18 protein-coding genes are annotated in these 20,348 nt (G+C 67.9%); 2 read left to right on the top strand and 16 right to left on the bottom strand.

All coding sequences use genetic code 11. From position 1 onward, the window contains the following. Positions 1-75: 75 nt before the first annotated feature. A complete protein-coding gene (locus LXN01_RS01900; protein ID WP_236862842.1) occupies positions 76-945 on the top strand; it encodes an HpcH/HpaI aldolase/citrate lyase family protein in 870 nt (289 codons plus the stop codon). Between the two features lie 67 nt (positions 946-1,012). Here the strand turns inward: LXN01_RS01900 and serA are convergent, their stop codons facing one another. The 14 genes from serA to cysK all read right to left on the bottom strand — a co-directional run bounded on the left by serA (position 1,013) and on the right by cysK (position 16,455). Further along, complete coding sequence (gene serA, locus LXN01_RS01895; protein WP_236862841.1) at positions 1,013-2,605, bottom strand: phosphoglycerate dehydrogenase; 1,593 nt, start codon at positions 2,603-2,605, stop codon at positions 1,013-1,015. A 231-nt stretch (positions 2,606-2,836) separates the two neighbouring features. Further along, positions 2,837-4,123, bottom strand: coding sequence for a GNAT family N-acetyltransferase (locus LXN01_RS01890; protein ID WP_236862840.1), 1,287 nt, complete (start codon positions 4,121-4,123; stop codon positions 2,837-2,839). Positions 4,124-4,173: 50 nt separating this feature from the next. Beyond that, positions 4,174-5,007 carry a hypothetical protein gene (locus LXN01_RS01885; protein WP_236862839.1) on the bottom strand — a complete coding sequence of 278 codons (834 nt, stop codon included), beginning with the start codon at positions 5,005-5,007 and terminating at the stop codon, positions 4,174-4,176. Between the two features lie 84 nt (positions 5,008-5,091). Further along, complete coding sequence (gene ilvC, locus LXN01_RS01880) at positions 5,092-6,120, bottom strand: ketol-acid reductoisomerase (RefSeq protein ID WP_236862838.1); 1,029 nt, start codon at positions 6,118-6,120, stop codon at positions 5,092-5,094. A 93-nt stretch (positions 6,121-6,213) separates the two neighbouring features. After that, positions 6,214-6,726: an acetolactate synthase small subunit gene (gene ilvN, locus LXN01_RS01875; protein ID WP_236862837.1), complete on the bottom strand. Its 513-nt coding sequence runs from the start codon at positions 6,724-6,726 to the stop codon at positions 6,214-6,216. Continuing rightward, positions 6,726-8,615: an acetolactate synthase large subunit gene (locus LXN01_RS01870; RefSeq protein WP_425547672.1), complete on the bottom strand. Its 1,890-nt coding sequence runs from the start codon at positions 8,613-8,615 to the stop codon at positions 6,726-6,728. Before LXN01_RS01870 ends, ilvN begins: the two co-directional genes overlap by 1 nt. Positions 8,616-8,775: 160 nt before the next feature. Beyond that, a complete protein-coding gene (locus LXN01_RS01865) occupies positions 8,776-9,531 on the bottom strand; it encodes a YwaF family protein (RefSeq protein WP_236862835.1) in 756 nt (251 codons plus the stop codon). 104 nt (positions 9,532-9,635) lie between these two features. Beyond that, positions 9,636-11,351 carry a dihydroxy-acid dehydratase gene (gene ilvD, locus LXN01_RS01860; protein ID WP_236862834.1) on the bottom strand — a complete coding sequence of 572 codons (1,716 nt, stop codon included), beginning with the start codon at positions 11,349-11,351 and terminating at the stop codon, positions 9,636-9,638. Between the two features lie 65 nt (positions 11,352-11,416). After that, a complete protein-coding gene (locus LXN01_RS01855) occupies positions 11,417-12,367 on the bottom strand; it encodes a 2-hydroxyacid dehydrogenase (protein WP_236862833.1) in 951 nt (316 codons plus the stop codon). A gap of 29 nt (positions 12,368-12,396) precedes the next feature. After that, positions 12,397-12,888 (bottom strand): MarR family winged helix-turn-helix transcriptional regulator, encoded by a 492-nt coding sequence (locus LXN01_RS01850; RefSeq protein WP_236862832.1) that lies wholly within the window; start codon positions 12,886-12,888, stop codon positions 12,397-12,399. Next, positions 12,866-13,483, bottom strand: a complete 618-nt coding sequence (locus LXN01_RS01845; protein WP_236862831.1) for a CE1759 family FMN reductase — start codon at positions 13,481-13,483, stop codon at positions 12,866-12,868. The genes LXN01_RS01850 and LXN01_RS01845 overlap by 23 nt, the downstream gene beginning before the upstream one ends. Then, complete coding sequence (locus tag LXN01_RS01840; RefSeq protein WP_236862830.1) at positions 13,483-14,646, bottom strand: LLM class flavin-dependent oxidoreductase; 1,164 nt, start codon at positions 14,644-14,646, stop codon at positions 13,483-13,485. Before LXN01_RS01840 ends, LXN01_RS01845 begins: the two co-directional genes overlap by 1 nt. Before the next feature lie 226 nt (positions 14,647-14,872). Continuing rightward, positions 14,873-15,520 carry a serine O-acetyltransferase EpsC gene (gene epsC, locus LXN01_RS01835; RefSeq protein ID WP_236862829.1) on the bottom strand — a complete coding sequence of 216 codons (648 nt, stop codon included), beginning with the start codon at positions 15,518-15,520 and terminating at the stop codon, positions 14,873-14,875. Positions 15,521-15,525: 5 nt separating this feature from the next. Next, complete coding sequence (gene cysK / locus LXN01_RS01830) at positions 15,526-16,455, bottom strand: cysteine synthase A (protein WP_236862828.1); 930 nt, start codon at positions 16,453-16,455, stop codon at positions 15,526-15,528. 330 nt (positions 16,456-16,785) lie between these two features. Here cysK and def point away from each other — a divergent pair, with 330 nt between their 5' ends. After that, positions 16,786-17,361, top strand: coding sequence for a peptide deformylase (gene def / locus LXN01_RS01825; RefSeq protein WP_236862827.1), 576 nt, complete (start codon positions 16,786-16,788; stop codon positions 17,359-17,361). Positions 17,362-17,377: 16 nt separating this feature from the next. Here the strand turns inward: def and LXN01_RS01820 are convergent, their stop codons facing one another. Then, positions 17,378-18,700, bottom strand: coding sequence for a hypothetical protein (locus tag LXN01_RS01820; protein WP_236862826.1), 1,323 nt, complete (start codon positions 18,698-18,700; stop codon positions 17,378-17,380). 164 nt (positions 18,701-18,864) lie between these two features. Then, complete coding sequence (gene gatB / locus LXN01_RS01815; RefSeq protein WP_236862825.1) at positions 18,865-20,346, bottom strand: Asp-tRNA(Asn)/Glu-tRNA(Gln) amidotransferase subunit GatB; 1,482 nt, start codon at positions 20,344-20,346, stop codon at positions 18,865-18,867. Positions 20,347-20,348: the final 2 nt, after the last annotated feature.

The raw sequence follows: 20,348 nt of genomic DNA, 5'->3' as shown, positions 1-20,348 counted from the left end.
GCACGGGGCGAAGGTCTGCAGTTCACCCCAAAGAGGAGGGATGAGCACACCGCTGTGATTTCCTAGACTGGATGCATGACAGTCTCCTCATCCTCCGCCGATTCCATTCGCAACGCGCGCGCCGCCGCCCTGCCCGCCAAGCTCTCCCGCTCCTGGCTGCTGGTCAACGCCGCGATGCCCGACCGCTTCGAATCTGCTCAGATGTCCGAGGCCGATTCGGTCATCTTCGATCTGGAGGCTCCGGTCCCCGAGGACGGGAAGGATGACGCACGCGACAACGTTGTCAGAGCACTTTCCGACGGCATGTCCGGCTGGGTCCGCGTCAACAGCATCACGAGTGACCACTGGAGCGCCGACCTCGAGGCGATCAAGGGCCTTCCCGGACTCCGCGGGGTCATGCTCCCCAACACCGAGCTTCCCGAACAGGTCACGTACACGTCGATGAGGGTCAGTGCCGGGGTTCCCGTGCTCGCTCTCATCGAGACCGCGCTGGGCATCGAGAACGCCACCAGGATCGCCGAGGCGCCCGGCACCTTCCGGCTGGCGCTGGGCACCAATGACTTCCGCAAGGACACGGGTGTGGCCGATGATCCGATCGCGCTGGCCTACGCCCGCTCGCGGCTGGTGGTCGCGACGCGCGTCGGTGGACTGCCGGGAGCCATTGACGGGCCGTCCACTGTGGGAGCGCCTCGGGAACGCGTCGTCCAGGACTGCGAATGGACGATGAAGATGGGCATGGCGGGCAAGCTCGTGCTCGACACCGACCAGATCGGCACTGTCAACATCGCACTCTCGCCGAGTTCCGAGGACCGCAAGTGGGCACGCGAGATGCTGCAGCAGGCCGAGGGCGGCATGACCATCTCCGACGGCTCCTACCTCCCGCGGCTGTCCCGCGCGAAGAAGATCGCGCAGCTCGCCGACTCCTACGGCCTCTGGAACGCCTGACACCACGCACGAAGACGGGCCGGGCCGGCTGATTCCCCAGCCGACCCGGCCCGTCTTCGTTGATCGATCAGTCCTCGGTGAGGTTCACGGCGGAGAACTGCGAGGCGCCGACTGCTCCTGCAAGCGCGGTGACGACCTCCGGGGTCACCGGGGAGTCGACTGCCATGACCGACAGCGCTTCTCCCCCGTCCTCACGGCGGGACACCTGCATGCCGGCGATGTTGACGTCGTTGGCACCGAGCGCCTGGCCGAGCAGCCCGATCACGCCGGGGCGGTCATCGTACTGGAAGATCAGCAGGTGGTCGGCCAGCGCGATCTCCAGCTCGTAGTCACCGACCCCGGTGAGCTTCTGCACGAGCTTCGGACCCATCACCGTGCCCGACACGGAGACCTGCCGGCCCGAGGCGGTGGTGGCGATCACCGAGGTGACGTTGCGGAAAGATTCGACATAGGGATCGGTCGTGAGCTCGAGGGTGATACCGCGCTCCTCGGCCAGCACCGGGGCGTTGACGTACGACACCGGCCGCGACACGTAGTCCCGGAACAGGCCCTTGAGCGCCGACAGCTGCAGCACCGACACGTCCTTGTCGGCGATCTCGCCACAGACATCGAAGCGGAAGTGGGTGATCGGCTCGCTGGCCAGCGCGGCCGCGACTCGGCCGAGGCGCTCCGCCAGCGGGATTCCCGGTCGGACATCCTCGTGGATCGCTCCGCCGGTGACGTTGACCGCGTCGGGGACCAGTTCGCCGGCCAGCGCGCGGCGCACCGAGCGGGCCACCGCGACGCCCGCCTTCTCCTGGGCCTCCACCGTCGAGGCGCCCAGATGCGGGGTGACGTTGACCGAATCGAGCTCCATGAGCTGCGAGTGATCCGGCGGTTCCGTGCTCCACACGTCGAGCCCGGCCCCGCCGACGCGACCGTCGGCGACCGCCTCGGCGAGGGCCTCCTCGTCGACGATGCCGCCGCGGGCGACGTTGACGATGCGCACGCCCGGCTTGACCTTGGTCAGCGCCTCTGCGCCGATCATCCCGAGCGTCTCAGGGGTCTTGGGCATGTGGACCGTGATGAAGTCGGAGACCTCGAGCAGTTCGTCCAGCCCCATGACCTCGACTCCCATCTGCGCCGCGCGCGTCTGGGAGATGTAGGGGTCGTAGCCCACGAGCCGCATGTCGAAGGCCTTCGCGCGCTCGGCGACGAGGGAGCCGATCCGGCCCAGGCCGATGATGCCGAGAGTCTTCTCGTAGAGCTCGATGCCGGTGAGCTTCGAGCGGTTCCACTGCCCCGCCTTGAGCGAGGAGTTGCCGGCGCCGAAGTTGCGGGCGGACGCGAGGATGTGGGCCATGGTGAGCTCTGCCGCGGAGATGATGTTCGAGGTCGGCGCGTTGACGACCATCACGCCGGCGCGGGTGGCGGCGGGAACATCGACATTGTCCAGTCCCACTCCGGCTCGCGCGATCACCTTGAGGTTCTCGGCAGCCTCGATCGCCTCGGCATCGACCTGAGTGGCCGAACGGATCAGAACGGCGTCGACGTCCCTGATCGCGCTGAGCAGCTCGGCGCGGTCGGCGCCGTCACATCTGCGGATCTCGAAGTCCGGCCCCAGCGCCTCGATGGTGGCTGGGGACAGATTCTCGGCGATGAGCACCACGGGTTTGGTCACGGAGTTCCTCCTTGGAAGGGGCACGAGGCGCCTGCGTCGCGGGGGTCGACCGTCCGCTGGACGGCGACTGGAAGTTCACGGCTGCAGTCGATTCAGGCTGGCTCGTCCATCGTAATCGGTCTTGTGAATGTCTTCACAAAGGGGTCGCCTGCTGGGCAGCGCGGTCCGCGAAGGACGCACCACGACCCGAGGCGGCGCGTCATCGTTCGAGGGCGGCGCGACCTCCGGCGGTCAGAAGTCGTTGGGCGAGTAGGGGGCGCGCTCGAGGCCGAACATCGACCGCGCCCGCATCGCGGCACCTGACGAATGTGCAGTGATCCGGCCCGCCCGGGTGAGGATCACGGGGTCCGCCCCGCCCAGGTAGATCGACCCGAGCTCTGCGACGCCGAGTTCCAGATCGACCGGCACCGAGGCGCTGGCGGTCTCCACCTCTGCACCCGCGCCGTCGCTCATGATCCGGAATGTGCCCTCTGCGAGGTGCATGGGGTCGTTGACCTTGATCGTCAGGGTGCCGGGAACGGTCCAGGGGCGAGCTTCGAGAGCCTTGACAACGTCGAGGATCCGCAGCCACACCCCGTCATGGCGGGACAGCACCTTCGCGCGCCGGGGATCGGTGAGCAGCCACGGCAGCGGCGACTCCTGAGCTGCGTAGTCGAAGGAGATCTTCTTCACCAGGTCGACCGCCCCGAGGAACGCCCAGAGCGCCGAATAGGCCGCATCCGAGACTGCGACGAAGTCGAGGATCTCGATCCGGCCTTCGGTGAATGTCTCCCCCGCGAACTTGTAGCTCACGTATCCGTCCGGCTGCCCCTCGACGTCGTAGTGGAGTGCAGCGCGCACACCGCGATCCTCCTCGCCGGTCTCGGGATCGAGCTCGCCCGCCGCCACCACGGTGTAGAGGGCCTGGCGCTCCATCGCACCGGGTGAGTACTCGACGAACCGCTGATAGATCGCAGGCGCCAGCTCCGACAGCTTCGAGGCCTCACAGATCTCGACGCGCCGATCGGGCTCGACGCCCAGCGCGAAGCCCGGCGTCGTGTCGATCTCCATGTCGCTGTACCACGTCGCCGCGCCGAAGCCGAAGCGCGAGTAGATGCCGCCTTCACTGGCGGTCAGGGCGGCGAACGGGTAGCCCGCGGCTTTCGCCTCAGTGAGGTTCGCGGTCATCAGCGAGCGCAGCAGGCCGCGCCGGCGATGGGTCGGCCGCACCGTCACCCAGGTGATCAGATGAGCCGGAACGAGGCGACCGCCGCCGACATTGATCCGCTTCTCGAAGTGGGCGAACGTCGCGACCGGGATCGCGGCGTCCAGCGCATGCGCCGGCGCGTGGCCGACGTAGGCGGCGGTGAAGTGACGGTCGTCGGCAATCGCGCGCTCAACCCGCCTGACGAGGTCCTCCTCCTTGGGGCGCTTGTCGTGGAAGCCGGCGAGCACGGCCTGCAGGTAATTGCGCGTCGCGGCATCGGGTGCACCATCGGTGAGCGCCGGAGAGAAGGATTCGAAGCGGTATTCAGTCACCCGCTCAGAGTAGCGGACGGCACTCCGCACAGGTCATCAGCGCAGACCGGTCAGCGGAGGTCGGTCCTGAGGGCCGCGGCCCGACGTGTCAGAGCGTCATCGATCCGCGCCCACTGCACGGTTCTCACCACCAGGGCCACCGTCGTGGCCGCCCACAGCCCGGCGACGAGCCAGGCGATCGGATCAGTGCTCGCCGTCACGACGAACGCGATCACCAGCAGCTCGGTTCCGCAGCCGAAGACCACGGGTGGCAGGATCGCCTCCCGCGCAGACTTCGGCGGGTCGAACTTCCCGGCACGGCGGGGGTTGAGGCGATCGGAGACCCAGCCGATGGCTTCGATCGCCCGGTCGAGAACGCGCGACGCGCGAGACCGAGCATCCAGTTCGATGAGCTCCAGGTCCGCCTCGGCCGCGGAGCGGTCCAGCCGGAACGGAACGGGGGTCTCCCCCGCCAGCGGATCACGGGGTTCCGGTCGAGTCGTCACCGTCCGCTCGACCACGGTCCCGTTCCGCTCGATCGTCGTCACCGTTCGGACAGCCGAGCGCCGTCTCCTTGCGGCGGAGAGCGCCGAGGCGTACCGCGGCTGTGCCGAGAGCCGCCAGTTCGCGGAGCGGACCCAGCGGTGCAGCAGGGTCGTCCGGTGCGCGTTGGCCCAGCACCACAGCATCAAGCCCAGCAGGACTGCACCGAGCGCCGGCACCTCCCACCCCCGGCGATACGTGTCGTGATAGACGAATTCGGCACGCACGAGCACAAGCGGCACCACGATGAAGACGAATGCCTGGACGATCCTGCCCACCCACGGGAACACCGTCCAGGGCTTGGGAAGATGCCGCGCGCGGGGATCCGAGGACAGATACGGGGACGGGAAATCAGGAGTCACCGAGCCAGTGTAGGCAACCGCCCGGACAGCAGCAGGGGCCGCCGCCGGAAAACCGGCAGCGGCCCCTGAGAGAGGCTGCGTCGATCAGCGTGCGGCAGTGCCCTCGGTGTAGTCGTCGTCGGTGTCCTTGAGCCAGGAGAACATCTTGCGCAGCTCGCGGCCGGTCTCCTCGATCGGGTGCTGCTCCTCCTTGGCGCGCAGCTCCTTGAACTCCTTGGCGCCGTTCTTCTGATCGTCCATGAAGCGCTGGGCGAAGGCCCCGTTCTGGATGTCGCCGAGGACTTCCTTCATCCGCTCCTTGACGTCCGGGCTGATGACGCGCGGACCGGAGACGTAGTCGCCGTACTCAGCGGTGTCCGAGATCGACCAGCGCTGCTTGGCGATGCCGCCCTCGACCATGAGGTCGACGATGAGCTTGAGCTCGTGCAGCACCTCGAAGTAGGCGATCTCCGGCTGGTAGCCGGCCTCCGTCAGGGTCTCGAAGCCGTACTGCACCAGGTGGGAGACCCCGCCGCAGAGGACGGTCTGCTCGCCGAAGAGGTCGGTCTCGGTCTCCTCGGTGAAGGTGGTCTTGATGCCGCCGGCGCGCAGGCCGCCAATGGCCTTCGCGTAGGACAGGACGGTGTCCCAGGCCTTGCCCGAGGAGTCCTTCTCCACGGCGACGAGCACGGGGACGCCGCGCCCGTCGACGTACTCGCGGCGGACCACATGGCCGGGGCCCTTGGGCGCGACCATGATGACATCGACGCCGTCCGGCGCCTCGATGTATCCGAAGCGGATGTTGAAGCCGTGGGCGAACAGGAGGGTGTCGCCGTCCTTGAGGTTCGGCTTGACGTCCGCGTCATAGATGGCAGCCTGCACCTGATCGGGTGCCAGGATGACGATGACGTCGGCCCACTCGGAGACGTCGGCCGGGGTGCCGACCTCGAGGCCCTGAGCGGCGGCCTTGTCGCGGCTCTTCGAGCCCTCCTTGAGCCCGATGCGCACCTCCGCGCCCGAGTCGCGCAGGCTCAGCGCGTGTGCGTGGCCCTGGCTGCCGAATCCGATGACGGCAACCTTCTTGCCCTGGATGATCGACAGGTCGGCATCATCGTCGTAGTAGCGCTCTGCCATGAAAATCTCCTTCGTTGGTTGTCTCAATAGTAGATCTGATATCCGAGACGTCGGCTGGGCTGTCCGAATAGTGTCGGCAGGTCGCGGGCCTGCTCAGGCGGAGCGAGGCGCCCTGTCGGTGAGCGATTTGGCCCCGCGGGAGATCGCGACCGTCCCGGACTGGACGATCTCCTTGATCCCGAACGGCTCGAGGACGAGGCGCAGCGCATCGAGCTTGGACTGCTCTCCGGTGGCCTCGATCGCCATCGCGTCCGGGGACACGTCGATGATGTGTGCTCGGAACATCTCGACTGCCGCCGCGATCTGCGCGCGAGCGGCGGCGTCGGCGCGCACCTTGAAGATCATGTGCGCTCGCCGGACCGAGACCTCGGGTTCGAGCTCGACGATCTTGATGACGTTGACCAGCTTGTTGAGCTGCTTGGTCACCTGCTCCAGCGGCACGTCCGCGACGTCGACGACCACGGTGATCCGCGACAGCGTCTCGATCTCGGTGGTGCCCACTGCCAGGGAATCGATGTTGAACCCGCGGCGCGCGATGAGCCCGGTGAGACGGGCGAGCACGCCCGGCTTGTTCTCGACGAGAACGGAGAGGGTGTGGCGGCTCATCAGGATCCTTCTTCCAATTCGTCGGGACCGAAGTCCGGACGGAGATCGCGCGCGTACTGGATTTCGTCGTTGCTGACTCCCGCCGCCACCATCGGCCATACCATGGCGTCGGCCGGCACCGTGAAGTCGATGACGACCGGCCGGTCGTTCGTCTCCAGCGCCTGCTGGATCGCGGCGTCGACGTCCTCGTTGCGGTCCACCCGAAGGCCGAGCGCGCCATAGGCGTCGGCGAGCTTGACGAAGTCCGGCACCCGAACCGAGTTGTGTCCGGTGTTGAGGTCGGAGTGGGAGTAGCGGCCGTCGTAGAACAGCGTCTGCCACTGACGGACCATTCCCAGCGAGGAGTTGTTGATGATTGCGACCTTGATCGGGATGTTGTTGATCACGCAGGTGGCCAGTTCCTGATTGGTCATCTGGAAGCAGCCGTCGCCGTCGATCGCCCACACGACGCGGTCGGGTTCGCCGACCTTCGCGCCCATCGCCGCCGGCACCGAGTAGCCCATGGTGCCGAGTCCGCCGGAGTTGAGCCAGGACTTGGGCCGCTCGTAGCTGACGAACTGGGCGGCCCACATCTGGTGCTGACCCACGCCGGCGGCGTAGACCGCCTCGGGCCCGCTCAGCGCCGAGATCCGGGAGATGACGTACTGCGGATCGCACAGTCCCTCGTCATTCTTCTCGAATCCCAGCGGGTAGGTCTCCTTCCAGCCGTTCAGGATCCTCCACCAGCCGGTGCGCTCGCGCTTGAGCAGCGCCGAATGGCTGCTCTGCAGCTCGGTGAGCAGCTCGGACATCACCTCAGCCGCGTCCCCGACGATCGGGACGTCGACGGCGCGGTTCTTGCCGATCTCCGCGGGGTCGATGTCGGCGTGGATGATCTTCGCCTTGGGCGCGAAGGACTCCAGGTTGCCGGTGACGCGGTCGTCGAAGCGGGCACCCACGGTGATGAGGAGGTCGGCCTTCTGCAGCGCGGCCACCGCCGGGACGGCGCCGTGCATACCCGGCATGCCGAGGTGCTGGGGATGGGAGTCCGGGAAGGCGCCTCGGGCCATCAGGGTGGTGACCACCGGGATGTGGGTCGCCTCGGCGAGTGCGAGGAGCTCCTTGTCCGCTCCCGCACGGATCACCCCGCCGCCGACGTAGAGCACTGGGCGGCGGGACTCGGAGATCAGGTTGGCGGCCTCGCGGATCTGCTTGGCGTGAGGTTTGAGCACCGGCCGGTAGCCCGGCAGGTAGGGCTCGTCCGGCCACACAAAGGGCGCCGAGGCCTGCTGCGCGTCCTTGGTGATGTCGACCAGCACCGGGCCGGGGCGGCCGGAGGAGGCGATGTGGTGGGCCGCATGGATGGCGTGCGGGATCTCCTCCGGTCGGGTCACGAGGAAGCTGTGCTTGGTGACCGGCATGGTCATGCCGACGATGTCCGCCTCCTGGAACGCGTCGGTGCCCAGCAGGGTCGAAGCCTGCTGCCCGGTGATCGCCAGCAGCGGCACGGAATCCATGTGCGCGTCGGCGATCGCGGTGACGAGGTTCGTCGCGCCCGGACCCGAGGTGGCCATGCAGACGCCGACCCGGCCGGTGGCGGCGGCGTAGCCCTCGGCAGCGTGACCGGCTCCCTGCTCGTGCCGGACGAGGATGTGGCGGATCTTCTCCGAGTCGAGGAGCGGATCGTACGTCGGCAGAATGGTTCCGCCGGGCAGACCGAAGACGGTGTCGACGCCGAGGAGCTCGAGGCTTCTGATGACGGCTTCTGCGCCTGTCAGGGTTTCTGCTGCGCCGAACTCCTGCCGGCGGAGGGCGCCTGAGTTCTGGCTCTTGGGCTGCGCGGCGGCGGCGACGGGCGAACCCGGCTTCGCTGCCGATGCTGAGGCGGCCAACGTGACTCCTTCAATCATGGAATATTCCTGTCTCCCGCATGAAAAACGCCCCTTCCGGTTTCCGGTAGGGGCGCGCGGGTCGTCGTCAGTCGACAGCTTACGGGTTCACCGCGCGCTGAATAATGACGACGAGGAGGTTCTGCATGCGCTCATCGTACACGCGCACGTGGTCGGCATGTCAAATGTCGGGTCGCGGCGTCCGCGGTGCGAGACAGATTCTCTGCTGATCCCATGCGCCGTCGGTTCGCCACCGCACTGTCCACGGCCAGGTGATGAGTGCCCACACTCCGGAGATGATGAGGAACTCCACGAGCAGGTACCAGGGCCAGGGTCCGAAGACGTCGAGGACCGAGGGGTTGTTCGGCTTGCCGTTGAGGAAGCCGTAGTTCGTGCCGAGCGCGCTGTTGAGGCCGAAAGTGACACAGGCCCAGGCCATGGTCACGACCAGGGTCAGCCGATAACCGCGCCAGTCCACCCGGCAGCCGCGTCCCCACGTCAGATACACGGCGGCCCAGAGCACGAGGATGTGCTGCACCCAGAGGTCGATGAAGTCGATGTGCGGGAAGTCCGGAGCGTCGAGTGCCGGAGTCAGCATCGCCTGGGGGTTGAGGGTCAGACCCCAGTAGTAGGTGAGCGCGAACGCCCACTGGGAGCCGAGCGCCAGCGCGATGACCGCGACCATCCAGGCCACGTCGGAGAGATGGATCGGCAGCCCGACGTGGACGTCGAAGCTGCCGGGCAGCCAGCGGTAGACGAGCATCGCCAGCGCATACGCGGCCAGCACCGAGGCGAACAGCCGGGAGAACACGATCTCACCTCGGGTGCCGCGCAATCGCCTGCCCAGAACGGTCACCGCGGCGGTGCCGAGGACCGCCACCGCCAGTGCGGCCCAGTGGGTCGGTCCGTACGGAACGAAGACGTCCTGCGCGTTCACGGGCGGTCCCGCTCGAGCGGGCAGGATCCCGGGTCCGTGCGTCCACGGTCCCCGGGATCCTGCCGGTTCATGCGCTGTTCCCTGCGCTCGACTCGGTCAGCGGCTCAGAAGCACACCGCTCCCTTGGCCGCCGACTGGACGAGCTTGGCGTACTTGCCGAGCGTGCCCTTGAGCCGGTGGTTCTCCGGGATGGTCCAGTTCTTCTTCCGCTCCGCGAGCACCGCCTCGTCGACGAGCAGGTCGATCGAGCGGCCGGCGATGTCGACCTTGATCGGGTCGCCGTCCTCGACGAGCGCGATCGGACCGCCGTCGACCGCCTCGGGCGCCACGTGACCGATGCACAGCCCGGTCGAGCCGCCGGAGAACCGGCCGTCGGTGATGAGGAGAACGTCCTTGCCGATCCCGGCGCCCTTGATCGCACCGGTGATGGCGAGCATCTCGCGCATGCCCGGTCCGCCCTTCGGCCCTTCGTAGCGGATGATGACGACGTCGCCGGCCTTGAGCTCACCGCCCAGCACGGCATCCATCGCCGGCTGCTCCTGGTCGAACACCCGAGCGGTGCCCTCGAAGACGTCCGCGTCGAAGCCCGCCGACTTCACGACCGCACCCTCGGGGGCCAGCGAGCCGTGCAGCACGGTGAGTCCGCCGGTGGCGTGGATCGGGTTGTCGAGCGCGCGCAGGATCTTGCCGTCGGGATCCGGCGGGTTGATGTTCGCGAGGTTCTCCGCGACGGTCTTGCCCGTCACGGTCATGCAGTCGCCGTTGAGCAGCCCCGCGTCCAGCAGCGCCTTCATGATCACCGGCACGCCGCCGATCTTGAAGACGTCATTCATGACGTACTGCCCGAAGGGCTTGAGGTTGCCCAGGTGCGGCACCTTGTCGCCGACCTCGTTGAAGTCGTCCAGGCTGAGCTCGACCTCCGCCTCGTGTGCGATCGCCATGAGGTGGAGCACTGCGTTGGTGGAGCCGCCGAAGGCCATGACCACGGCGATCGCATTGAGCAGCGACTCGCGGGTGATGATGTCGCGGGCGGTGATCCCCTGCTTGAGGAGGTCGACCACTGCTTCACCGGACTTCCGCGCGAACTGGGTCCGGTTGCGGTGGATAGCCGGCGGGGCGGCCGAGCCGGGCAGGGACATGCCCATCGCCTCGGCGGCCGAGGCCATGGTGTTGGCGGTGTACATGCCGCCGCAGGCGCCCTCGCCCGGACAGACTGCGCGCTCGATGGCGTCGACGTCGGCTTCGGACATCTTGCCGGCGCGGCAGGCGCCGACCGCCTCGAAGGCGTCGATCAGGGTGACTTCCTTCTCGGTGCCGTCCGACAGCTTGGCGGTGCCGGGCATGATCGAGCCGTTGTAGAGGAACACACTGGACAGGTCCAGGCGGGCGGCGGCCATGAGCATGCCGGGGATCGACTTGTCGCAGCCGGCCAGCAGCACCGAGCCGTCGAGCCGCTCGGCATTCATCACGGTCTCGACGGAGTCGGTGATGATCTCACGCGAGACCAGGGAGTAGTGCATGCCCTCGTGACCCATGGAGATGCCGTCGGACACCGAGATGGTGCCGAACTCAAGCGGGTAGCCGCCGGCCTCGTGCACGCCCTCCTTGGCGAAACCGGCGAGCTTGTCCAGCGTCAGGTTGCACGGGGTGATCTCGTTCCACGAGGACGCGACGCCGATCTGGGGCTTGACCCAGTCGTCGTCGCCCATTCCGACGGCCCGCAGCATTCCGCGTGCCGCCGCCTTCTCCAGGCCGTCGGTCACATCGCGGGACCGCGGCTTGATATCCACACCTGGCTTGACATCTGATTCTGCGCTCATGGGTGCAGTCTAGAACCGGCTTCTCCTTTTGTCCTCGCGACATCGCATGGTGGACGCGAAGCCGCTCACTCCTCCACGAGGTTGAGCAGCGGCTGGCCGTTCTGGATGCGCAGCATCTGCTCGGCCAGCAGGGCCTCGATCCGGGGAGTGAAGCCGGTCGTGTCACCGCCCACGTGCGGGGTCAGCAGGGTGTTGGGGGTTCCCCACAGTGGGTGGGTGGGCGGCAGCGGCTCCGGGTCGACGACGTCGAGCGCCGCATGCAGGCGGCCGGTCTGCAGCTCGTCGACGAGGGCGTCGGTGTCGACGACCTGTCCCCGGGCGACGTTGACGACCAGGGCATTGTCCGGCAGCTGGGCGAGGAAGTCCCTGTCGACGAGGTGGTGGGTCTCATCGGTCAGCGGCGTGATGACGATGACGACCTCCGCGTGCCTGAGCAGCGAGGGCAGCTCGTCCGTCCCGTGCACCCGGCCGAGGTCGTCGGTGCGCGAACGGGTGCCCACCCGGGTGAGCTCGACGTCGAACGGCAGCAGCCGCTTGGCGATCTCCTGCCCGATCCCGCCCACCCCGACGAGCAGCACCCGCCGGTCCGCGAGCGACCGCCGACGCTGGTGGTTCCAGTTCCGCGACACCATGTCGCGGGCGGCATCGTCGATGCCGCGCAGGCTGGCCAGCACCAGCGCGATGGCCAGCTCCGCGGTCGCGGCCGCGTGGACTCCCGAGGCGGTGGCCACCTTCACCGAGTCCAGCCGGTCGGCGACGACGTCGTACCCGGTGGACTGCAGCTGCACGAGCTTGAGCTCGGGCAGCCCGTCGAGCAGCGCCGCGGTGGGCCCGGGGTTCAGGTAGGGCAGCACGATGGCGTCGATGGATTCCGCGCTGATCGAGGGGTCCCGCCGCTCGGCCGACCACACCACGAATCTCAGGTCCGGGTGCTGGTGGTCCGGAATGCGGGCATCGACGTTGCCCATGAGCTCTGCGTCCGGGAATGCGATGGTGCGGATGTCGAGAGTGGCCATGGGCTCATTGTGGCAGACCGCGCGGCAGCTCAGCCCAGATTGCTGTCGATCGCCGCGGAGATCCGCAGGATGTGCTCGGCATCGCCGGGCTGCAGCGCCGACTCGAAGAACTTCTCGATGTGTGCCCGGTGAACTCTGCCGGCGCCGAGGAATCTCCGGAAGCCCTCATCGGTGAGCGTCACCAGATGCGCCCGGCGATCGTCGGGACTGGCGCTCTTGACGACCCATCCCTTCTCCTCGAGCACTCCGATCCGGTAGTTCAGGCGGGGAGCGGAGAACACCAGGCGGTCGGCGAGCACGCTCATCCGCAGAGTCCGGTTCGGCGCCTCGACGAGCACCAGCAGCAGGTTGTAGTCGCTCAAGCTCAGACCGGTACCGGATTTTAGCTCCGCGTCCAGCCGGGTGGTGAGTCGCTGCGCCGTCTCGAAGTACTCGCGCCAGGCATCGAGCACGAGGGAGTCCGCCAGCAGGTTGAGGCGGCCGACTGCCTCCCCTGCCTCAGCCGCCGAGGAGCTGGTCAAAGGGAGTCACCCCTTCCGGGTCGAGATCGTCGAACACATCTCGGGTCTCGGCCGGCTGAGCCGCGACGAGCCGCGCGAGCTCCTCGGCAGCGACGGCGATCCGGGAGCCGAGTCCGGAGACCGCCTCGGGGGATCCCCAGTCATCGGTCGCAGCGAACACCGTGGTCGGCAGCGCCAACCCCTTGAGGTAGGTGATGAGCGGTCGCAGCTGACCGTCGAGAGCCAGCGAGTGGCGGGCGGTGCCGCCGGTGGCGGCGAGCAGCACCGGGATCCCGCGCAGTCCGGCATCGGGGAACAGCTGCCAGAACAGCGACAGCAGACCCAGCGGGGCAGCGTTGTAGACCGGTGTGACCACGACGACGCCGTGGGCCTGCTGCACCGTGTCGAAGACCTCGCCCAGGGCCTCCGAGGCGATCCCGGTCAGCGTCATGTCGACGAGATCGTGGGCCAGCGGTCGCAGCTCGATGACCTCGACCTGAGCCGGGACCCCGGTCAGCTGCAGCTGGTCGCGGACGGCGCCGAGGATGCGATCAGCGAGTTTGGTCGAGCTCGAAGGACTTCCGACGCCTCCGGAGATTGCAACGATGGTGTGCATCAGCGAGCCTCCTCTCGCACTGCGCGCTCGGTGCGGTCCTGGTAGGCCTTCGAATCCTCGGTGCCGCCGGCCACCGGATCCTGGCCGGCGCGGTGTCGTGCGACGAGCCACTCGTGGGTCGGGGCGTCCGGCACATCGGCGGGCCGCTGGGCGTCCATCTCCTTGCGGATCACGGGCACGACCTCCTCCGCCAGCAGATCCATCTGCTCGAGCACAGTCGTGGTCGGCAGACCGGCGTGGTCGACGAGGAACAGCAGGCGCTGGAAGTCGCCGGCCCAGTCCCGCATCGACAGATACCGCTCGATGACCTGCTGCGGGCTGCCGACCGTCAGCGGGGTCTGCGCGGTGAAGTCCTCCAGCGACGGACCGTGGCCGTAGACGGGGGCGTTGTCGAAGTACGGGCGGAAGGAGCGCACCGCGTCCTGGGAGTTCTTGGCCATGAAGACCTGACCGCCGAGTCCGACGAAGGCCTGGTCGGCGCGGCCGTGGCCGTAGTACTCGTACCGCTGGCGATACAGCTTGATCATGCGCGCGGTGTGGGAGGCCGGCCAGAAGATGTTGTTGTGGAAGAAGCCGTCCCCGTAGTAGGCGGCCTGCTCGGCGATCTCCGGGCTGCGGATCGAACCGTGCCACACGAACGGGGGTACGTCGTCGAGCGGGAACGGCGTGACCGTGAACCCGGTGAGCGGGGTCCGGAAGTTGCCCTCCCAGTCGACGTTCTTCTCGCGCCACAGTCGGTGGAGCAGGTTGTAGTTCTCGATCGCCAGTGGGATGCCCTGGCGGATGTCCTTGCCGAACCAGGGGTAGACCGGCCCGGTGTTGCCGCGGCCCATCATCAGGGAAACGCGCCCGTCCGACAGATGCTGCAGGTACGAGTAGTCCTCGGCCAGCCGGACGGGATCATTGGTGGTGATCAGCGTGGTGGCGGTCGACAGGCGCAGCCTGGTGGTCCGGGCGGCGATGTTGGCCAGCAGGACCGGTGGGTTGGCCGGCGCCACGAACGGCGGGTTGTGGTGCTCACCGGTCGCGAAGACGTCGAATCCGACCTCCTCGGCCTTCTTGGCGATCTCAAGGGTCGCCTTGATGCGCTCGTGCTCCGACGGCGTCGAGCCGGTGGTCGGGTCCTCGGTGACGTCGCCGATGGTGAAGATTCCGATTTCCACGAATTCTCTCCTCTATGTTGAAACCTGAACTAATTGGTTAAAAGTTTAACATGGAGGATGGCGGAGTTATTCCCCGGCGCCGGGCGCAGGCATGCGCAGGGTTGCGGATCTGGTCCCTGCCGCGGAAACGAGAATGCGGGACCGACAGATTCGTCGGCCCCGCGTCTCAGCAGAATGCCCACCTGCGCACGGAGGTTCGGGTCCCGCGGGCACGCGGCAGATCGGGTCAGATCCAGATCGCCGGATCGACGAGTTCGTACTCACCGTGGTGCGGATGCTCCACACCCTTCGGGCGCTTGACGACGGCTGGAATCCCGACCGCGATCGATTGCTCCGGCACGTCCTTGATCACGACGGCATTGGCGCCGATCGAGGAACCGCTGCCGACGTTCACCGGTCCCAGGATCTTGGCCCCGGCGCCGACGAGCACGTCGTTGCCGAGTGTGGGATGCCTCTTCTCGTGCTCCATGGAGGTGCCGCCGAGCGTCACCTGGTGGTAGAGCATGACGTCGTCGCCGATCTCCGCGGTCTCCCCGATCACGATTCCGTCGGCGTGATCGATGAAGAATCGTCGTCCGATCTTCGCTCCGGGATGGATCTCGACGCCGGTCACGGCCCTCACCGCCTGGGACAGCAGTCGAGCCGGAATCCTGCCCGCGCGGTGCTGCCACAGTCTGTGCAGTCCGCGGTGCGCCCAGATCGCGTGCAGTCCCGGGTAGCTCACGAGCGTCACGAGATCGTTCTGCACGGCCGGATCGCGAAGACGTGCCGTGTCGAGGTCCTCCCGCAGTCGCTCCCGCACATCGGGACGGCTCGCCACGTACGCAGTCAGCCCCACCGCCGCTCCTGCGGCCAGCTTCTTGATGATCGACATCCAGCTCAGTCCATGTACTCGGCGAACAGCGGCGTCGACAGGTAGCGCTCGCCGAAGCTCGGGATGATGACGACCACTCGCTTGCCCTGGAACTCCGGCCGGGACGCCACTCGCTCGGCTGCCGCGACGGCCGCACCGGAGGAGATGCCCACGAGCAGGCCCTCCTCGCGAGCGACTTGGCGGGCCTTGGCGAAGGAGTCGTCGTTGGAGACCGCCTGGACCTCGTCGTAGATGTCGGTGTCGAGGACCTCCGGGACGAAGTTGGCCCCGATTCCCTGGATCATGTGCCCTCCGGCCTCGCCCTTGCTCAGGAGCGGGGACGCCTCGGGCTCGACGGCGACGATATGGACATTCGGGTTCTTCTCCTTGAGCAGCCGGCCCGCACCGGTGATGGTGCCGCCCGTGCCGATGCCGGAGACGAAGACGTCGACCTGCCCGTCGGTGTCGGCGAGGATCTCCTCACCGGTGGTCTCCCGGTGGATCTTCGGGTTCGCAGGGTTGCTGAACTGCCGCACCAGCACGGCGCCGTCCTCCGCGCCGAGCTCTTCGGCCTTGGAGACCGCGCCCTTCATTCCCTCGGCTTTGGGGGTGAGGACGAGCTCGGCTCCGAAGGCGCGCAGCAGCGCGCGGCGCTCCTTGGACATCGACTCCGGCATGGTGAGCACGACTCGGTAGCCGCGCGAGGCACCGACCATCGCCAGGGCGATTCCGGTGTTGCCGGAGGTGGCCTCCACGATGGTGCCGCCCGGCTTGAGCGCGCCGTCGGCCTCAGCGGCATCGATCATCGCCACGCCGATCCGGTCCTTGACCGAGCTCGCAGGGCTGTAGAACTCGAGTTTGCCGACGATCTCTGCCCCGGTGCGCTCACTGGCTGCGTTGAGCCTGATGAGCGGAGTGCCTCCGACCAGCTCGGAGATGTTGTTGTAGATCTTCAAGGCGTGTCCTTTCGATTCGCACGGGTGAATACGGTCGTCAGTCGCGCAGAGCAGGATGGCTCCTCGGCACCGGGCTCTTCGCTCACACACCAGCCAATGGCTTCAGCTGTTGGACGCCCGACTGGAAATCGGGCCTGTGATGCGTGCAACTGCAGTCACATCGCCATTATTCCAGTTCCCGCCCGGCCGCAGCCGCGGGCGTGCGCACGAGGACCCGCAGCGATGACGCGGCCGGGCTGCTGGGACGCCGGGGCCGGGCCGATTGGGCAGCGGCGCCGTGACCGGGCCGAGGACATGACGAGACCGCTCCCACGATTAGAATCGCGTTCCATGGCCATTCATCCGATCGTCGTGTACGGCGAACCCGTTCTCCACCGCGCAGCCGAACCCGTCGTCGACTTCGATGACGAACTGCGCCTGCTCATCGACGACATGTTCGAGACCCTCGCAGCGTCGAACGGAGTGGGGCTGGCGGCCCCGCAGATCGGCGTGGGCAGGCAGATCTACGTCTACGACGCCGACGACGAGGCCGCCGGCGTCCGCCGGCGCGGCGTGTTCATCAACCCTGTCCTCGTGGCCTCCAGGATTCCGGACGAGCGCCCGGATCCGGAGACCGAATCCGAGGGCTGCCTGTCGGTGCCGGGGCTCGACTTCCCGCTCAAACGGGCGCACAGGGTGACCGTGAACGGCAGGGATGAGACGGGCGCCGCAGTGTCGCTGACAGTGGAGGGCTGGTTCGCGCGCATCATGCAGCACGAGTACGACCATCTGCAGGGAACCCTCTACGTGGACAGGCTCGACCGGAAGTGGGCGAAGCGCTGGAAGCGCGAGCAGCAGGAGCTGGGTCTCGATCAGCCCGGCGTGTCGTGGCTCCCGGGAACCGATGAGGACCCGTTCGGCCACTGACCTCGGCGGTCGGCGGTCACCTGTTGCGCGGGAACCGGCTGCGGATCTCCTGCGCCTGCCGCCGCAGCTCGGCACCGAGATCGAACACCGGGTCGGAGCCGGCAGTGATCGACCGCGGTCCGTCGTGGGCTCCGGACGAGTCGTCCGGCCGGCCGTGCTCCGCCTGCCGGAACGGTTCCTGCTCGTGCTCGCGGCGCTCACGCGGGACCTGCTCGCCTGCGCCCCGGGCCGGACGGGTCGATGAGCCGCCGGCGGGCGCCTCGGCGTGACCCCCGGCGGCGGGCGGCGGGTTCGTCCCTGGACTGGTGCGTCCGCTCGTCCGCTGCGCCGCCGCCAGCCGTCGATCGAGATCGTCCAGGTCGTCGAACTCCTCGGCCGTCTCCTCGAGCTCCGCGAGGAGGTTCCGGATGACGTCGGCGTGGGATTCGGCTTCGATGTTGAGTTCGCGGAACTGCCAGTCGGCCGATTCGTCGTCGGCGGTGCGCGACAGCACGTCGAGCACCCGATCGCCGAGCTGCTTGGACCTCTCCGTGTTGTGCAGGACCATCAGCTGCCGGTCGAGGTCGAGCAGGTGCTCGTAGTACTCGTGCATCGCCAGGACGCGCGCTGCCATGGATTGGAATGCCTTGGCGAGCTTGGTCAGGTAGGTGTCGATCCGGGTTGCGGTATGCGGCTCGCGGATGCTCTCGAGCTCGTTGCGCAGTTCGACGAGCTCCTGCAGGCGCACGCCGATCGACGCGACTGCGTGATCGAGGTCGACCCGGGACACGTGGTCCTGCAGGATCGGATGAGTCCAGGCGCGGGTCTGCCGAATCCGGCGGGCGGTGACCACGGCAAGGTGGAACAGCCGCTGCTCATCGGTGTCCTGGCCCTTCTGGAGCCCCGGGATCCAGCCCAGGTCGGCCGGAGTGATCCAGCGGGCACGGGCCGCGGCCTCCTTGTCCCTGTTCGACAGCCGCTTGGGGTCCCGGCGGAACTTCAGACCGGTCCAGCCGGCGCCGATCGCGGTGACCAGACCGAAGAATCCCGTCGTGACCAGGCCTCCGGTCGCGAGGTCGCCGGTCGCCAGCGTCGCCATCGCCGTGGGCAGGGCCGCGATTCCGGTCGCAGTCAGGCCGGCACCGGTCGTCGCCCGGTAGAGGAAGTTGGACTTGATGAGATTGCGGCTCATCCCGGGGAAGGCGAATGCGGGCACCGGGTCGCTCGGCGAGATCCGATAGCCGCGCGCCAGCCAGGTGGTGATCACGCTGTCGGGAACGCTGTCCGGCACGAGAACCCGATAGGCCGGCAGAGTCGTACCGCAGGCTTCTCTCCACAGCGACTTCCACGAACTGCTCACGGTCGGGCTCCCTCCTCGAATGCCTCCAAGCTTAGTCCCGCGTGCTGAGTCCGTGCTGAGCGGACGATGGAATACAGCCGCTCCCGAGGCGAAGTCGGGGGTTTTCCCCACCGTGCTCCGCCGCGGGAGCGGCTGCGTTCCACGACGCCCGGCGCGAAGCCGGATCAGGCGTTGATGCGCTCGATGATCATCTCCCGCGCCTTGCCGGCGTCGGCCTGTCCGCGGGTGGCCTTCATGATCGGTCCCATCAGCGCGCCGATCGCCTGCATCTTGCCGCCGCGGATCTTCTCGACGACGTCGGGGTTGTCGGCGATCGCCTGCTCCACGGCCTCCTGCAGAGCCCCGGTGTCCTCGACGATCTCGAGCCCGCGGCCGGCCATCACGTCGCGAGGCGAGCCCTCTCCTGCGATCACTCCGGCGAGCACCTTCCGGGCGAGCTTGTCGTTGAGCTTGCCGGCTTCGATCAGCTCGGCGAGCTCGGCGACCTGGACCGGCGTCGCGAGCTCGGCCGGCTCCCTGTCGTCCTGCTTGGCGAGCCTGCTGATCTCGCCCGTCCACCACTTTCGAGCCGCGGCCGGCGAGGCACCCGCGCTGACAGTCTGCTCAATGGCGTCGAGCAGCCCGGCGTTGATGATGTCGCGCATCTCCAGCTCGGAGAAGCCCCACTCCCCCAGCAGCCTGCGCCGGCGTTCGGCCGGCAGCTCGGGCAGACCGGAGCGCAGCTCCTCGATCCAGTCGCGCGGCGGCACCAGCGGGACGAGGTCCGGCTCCGGGAAGTACCGGTAGTCGTCGGCATCGGACTTCACCCGGCCGGGGGAGGTCTCGCCGGTGTCCTCGTGGAAGTGGCGAGTCTCCTGCACCACCGTTTCCCCGGCGTCGAGGAGCTCCGCCTGGCGGACGATCTCGAATCGGACGGCTCGTTCGATCGAGCGGAAGGAGTTGACGTTCTTGGTCTCAGTGCGAGTGCCGAGCGGGGCGTCCGGGGAGGGCCGCAGGGACACATTGATATCGGCGCGCACGTTGCCCTGCTCCATCCGCGCCTCGGACACCCCGAGCGCCCGGAAGATGTCGCGCAGGGTGCGCACGTAGCTCGAGGCGACCTCGGGGGCGCCGGCGCCGGTGCCGGTGATCGGCCGGGTGACGATCTCGACGAGCGGCACCCCTGCCCGGTTGTAGTCGACGAGCGAGTACTCCGCGCCGTGGATGCGCCCGGAGGAGCCGCCCACGTGCGTGTTCTTCCCGGCGTCCTCCTCCATGTGCGCCCGCTCGATCGGCACCGTGATGATCTCGCCGTCGTCGAGCTCGACATCGACCGAGCCGTCGAACGCGATCGGCTCATCGTACTGGGAGGTCTGGAAGTTCTTCGGCACATCCGGGTAGAAGTAGTTCTTCCGCGCGAACCGGCAGCTCTCGGCGATCTCGCAGCCGAGCGCCAGGCCGATCTTCACCGCGTACTCGACAGCGGTGCGGTTGACGGACGGCAGTGCCCCGGGCAGGCCCAGGGAGACCGGGGTGACGTTGGTGTTCGCCCCGCCGCCGAAGGAGTTGGGGGCGGCGTCGAACATCTTCGTGGCGGTGCCGAGCTCGACGTGGACCTCGATGCCGATGACCGGATCGTATTTCGCAACAGCGTCTTCGTACTTCATTG

The organism is Brevibacterium daeguense (assembly GCF_021729135.1).
In the GTDB taxonomy this organism is placed as follows: Bacteria; Actinomycetota; Actinomycetes; order Actinomycetales; family Brevibacteriaceae; genus Brevibacterium; species Brevibacterium daeguense.
This window is presented reverse-complemented; position numbering and strand designations above follow the sequence as displayed.

Excerpts from the sequence above, each read along its gene's own strand:
- gatB (WP_236862825.1), bottom strand. The coding sequence starts at position 20,346 with ATGAAGTACGAAGACGCTGTTGCGAAATACGATCCGGTCATCGGCATC.
- ilvD (WP_236862834.1), bottom strand. The coding sequence starts at position 11,351 with ATGAGCGCAGAATCAGATGTCAAGCCAGGTGTGGATATCAAGCCGCGG.
- LXN01_RS01870 (WP_425547672.1), bottom strand. The coding sequence starts at position 8,615 with ATGATTGAAGGAGTCACGTTGGCCGCCTCAGCATCGGCAGCGAAGCCG.
- LXN01_RS01855 (WP_236862833.1), bottom strand. The coding sequence starts at position 12,367 with ATGGCCACTCTCGACATCCGCACCATCGCATTCCCGGACGCAGAGCTC.
- LXN01_RS01900 (WP_236862842.1), top strand. The coding sequence starts at position 76 with ATGACAGTCTCCTCATCCTCCGCCGATTCCATTCGCAACGCGCGCGCC.
- ilvC (WP_236862838.1), bottom strand. The coding sequence starts at position 6,120 with ATGGCAGAGCGCTACTACGACGATGATGCCGACCTGTCGATCATCCAG.
- epsC (WP_236862829.1), bottom strand. The coding sequence starts at position 15,520 with ATGTCGATCATCAAGAAGCTGGCCGCAGGAGCGGCGGTGGGGCTGACT.
- LXN01_RS01845 (WP_236862831.1), bottom strand. The coding sequence starts at position 13,483 with ATGCACACCATCGTTGCAATCTCCGGAGGCGTCGGAAGTCCTTCGAGC.
- ilvN (WP_236862837.1), bottom strand. The coding sequence starts at position 6,726 with ATGAGCCGCCACACCCTCTCCGTTCTCGTCGAGAACAAGCCGGGCGTG.
- def (WP_236862827.1), top strand. The coding sequence starts at position 16,786 with ATGGCCATTCATCCGATCGTCGTGTACGGCGAACCCGTTCTCCACCGC.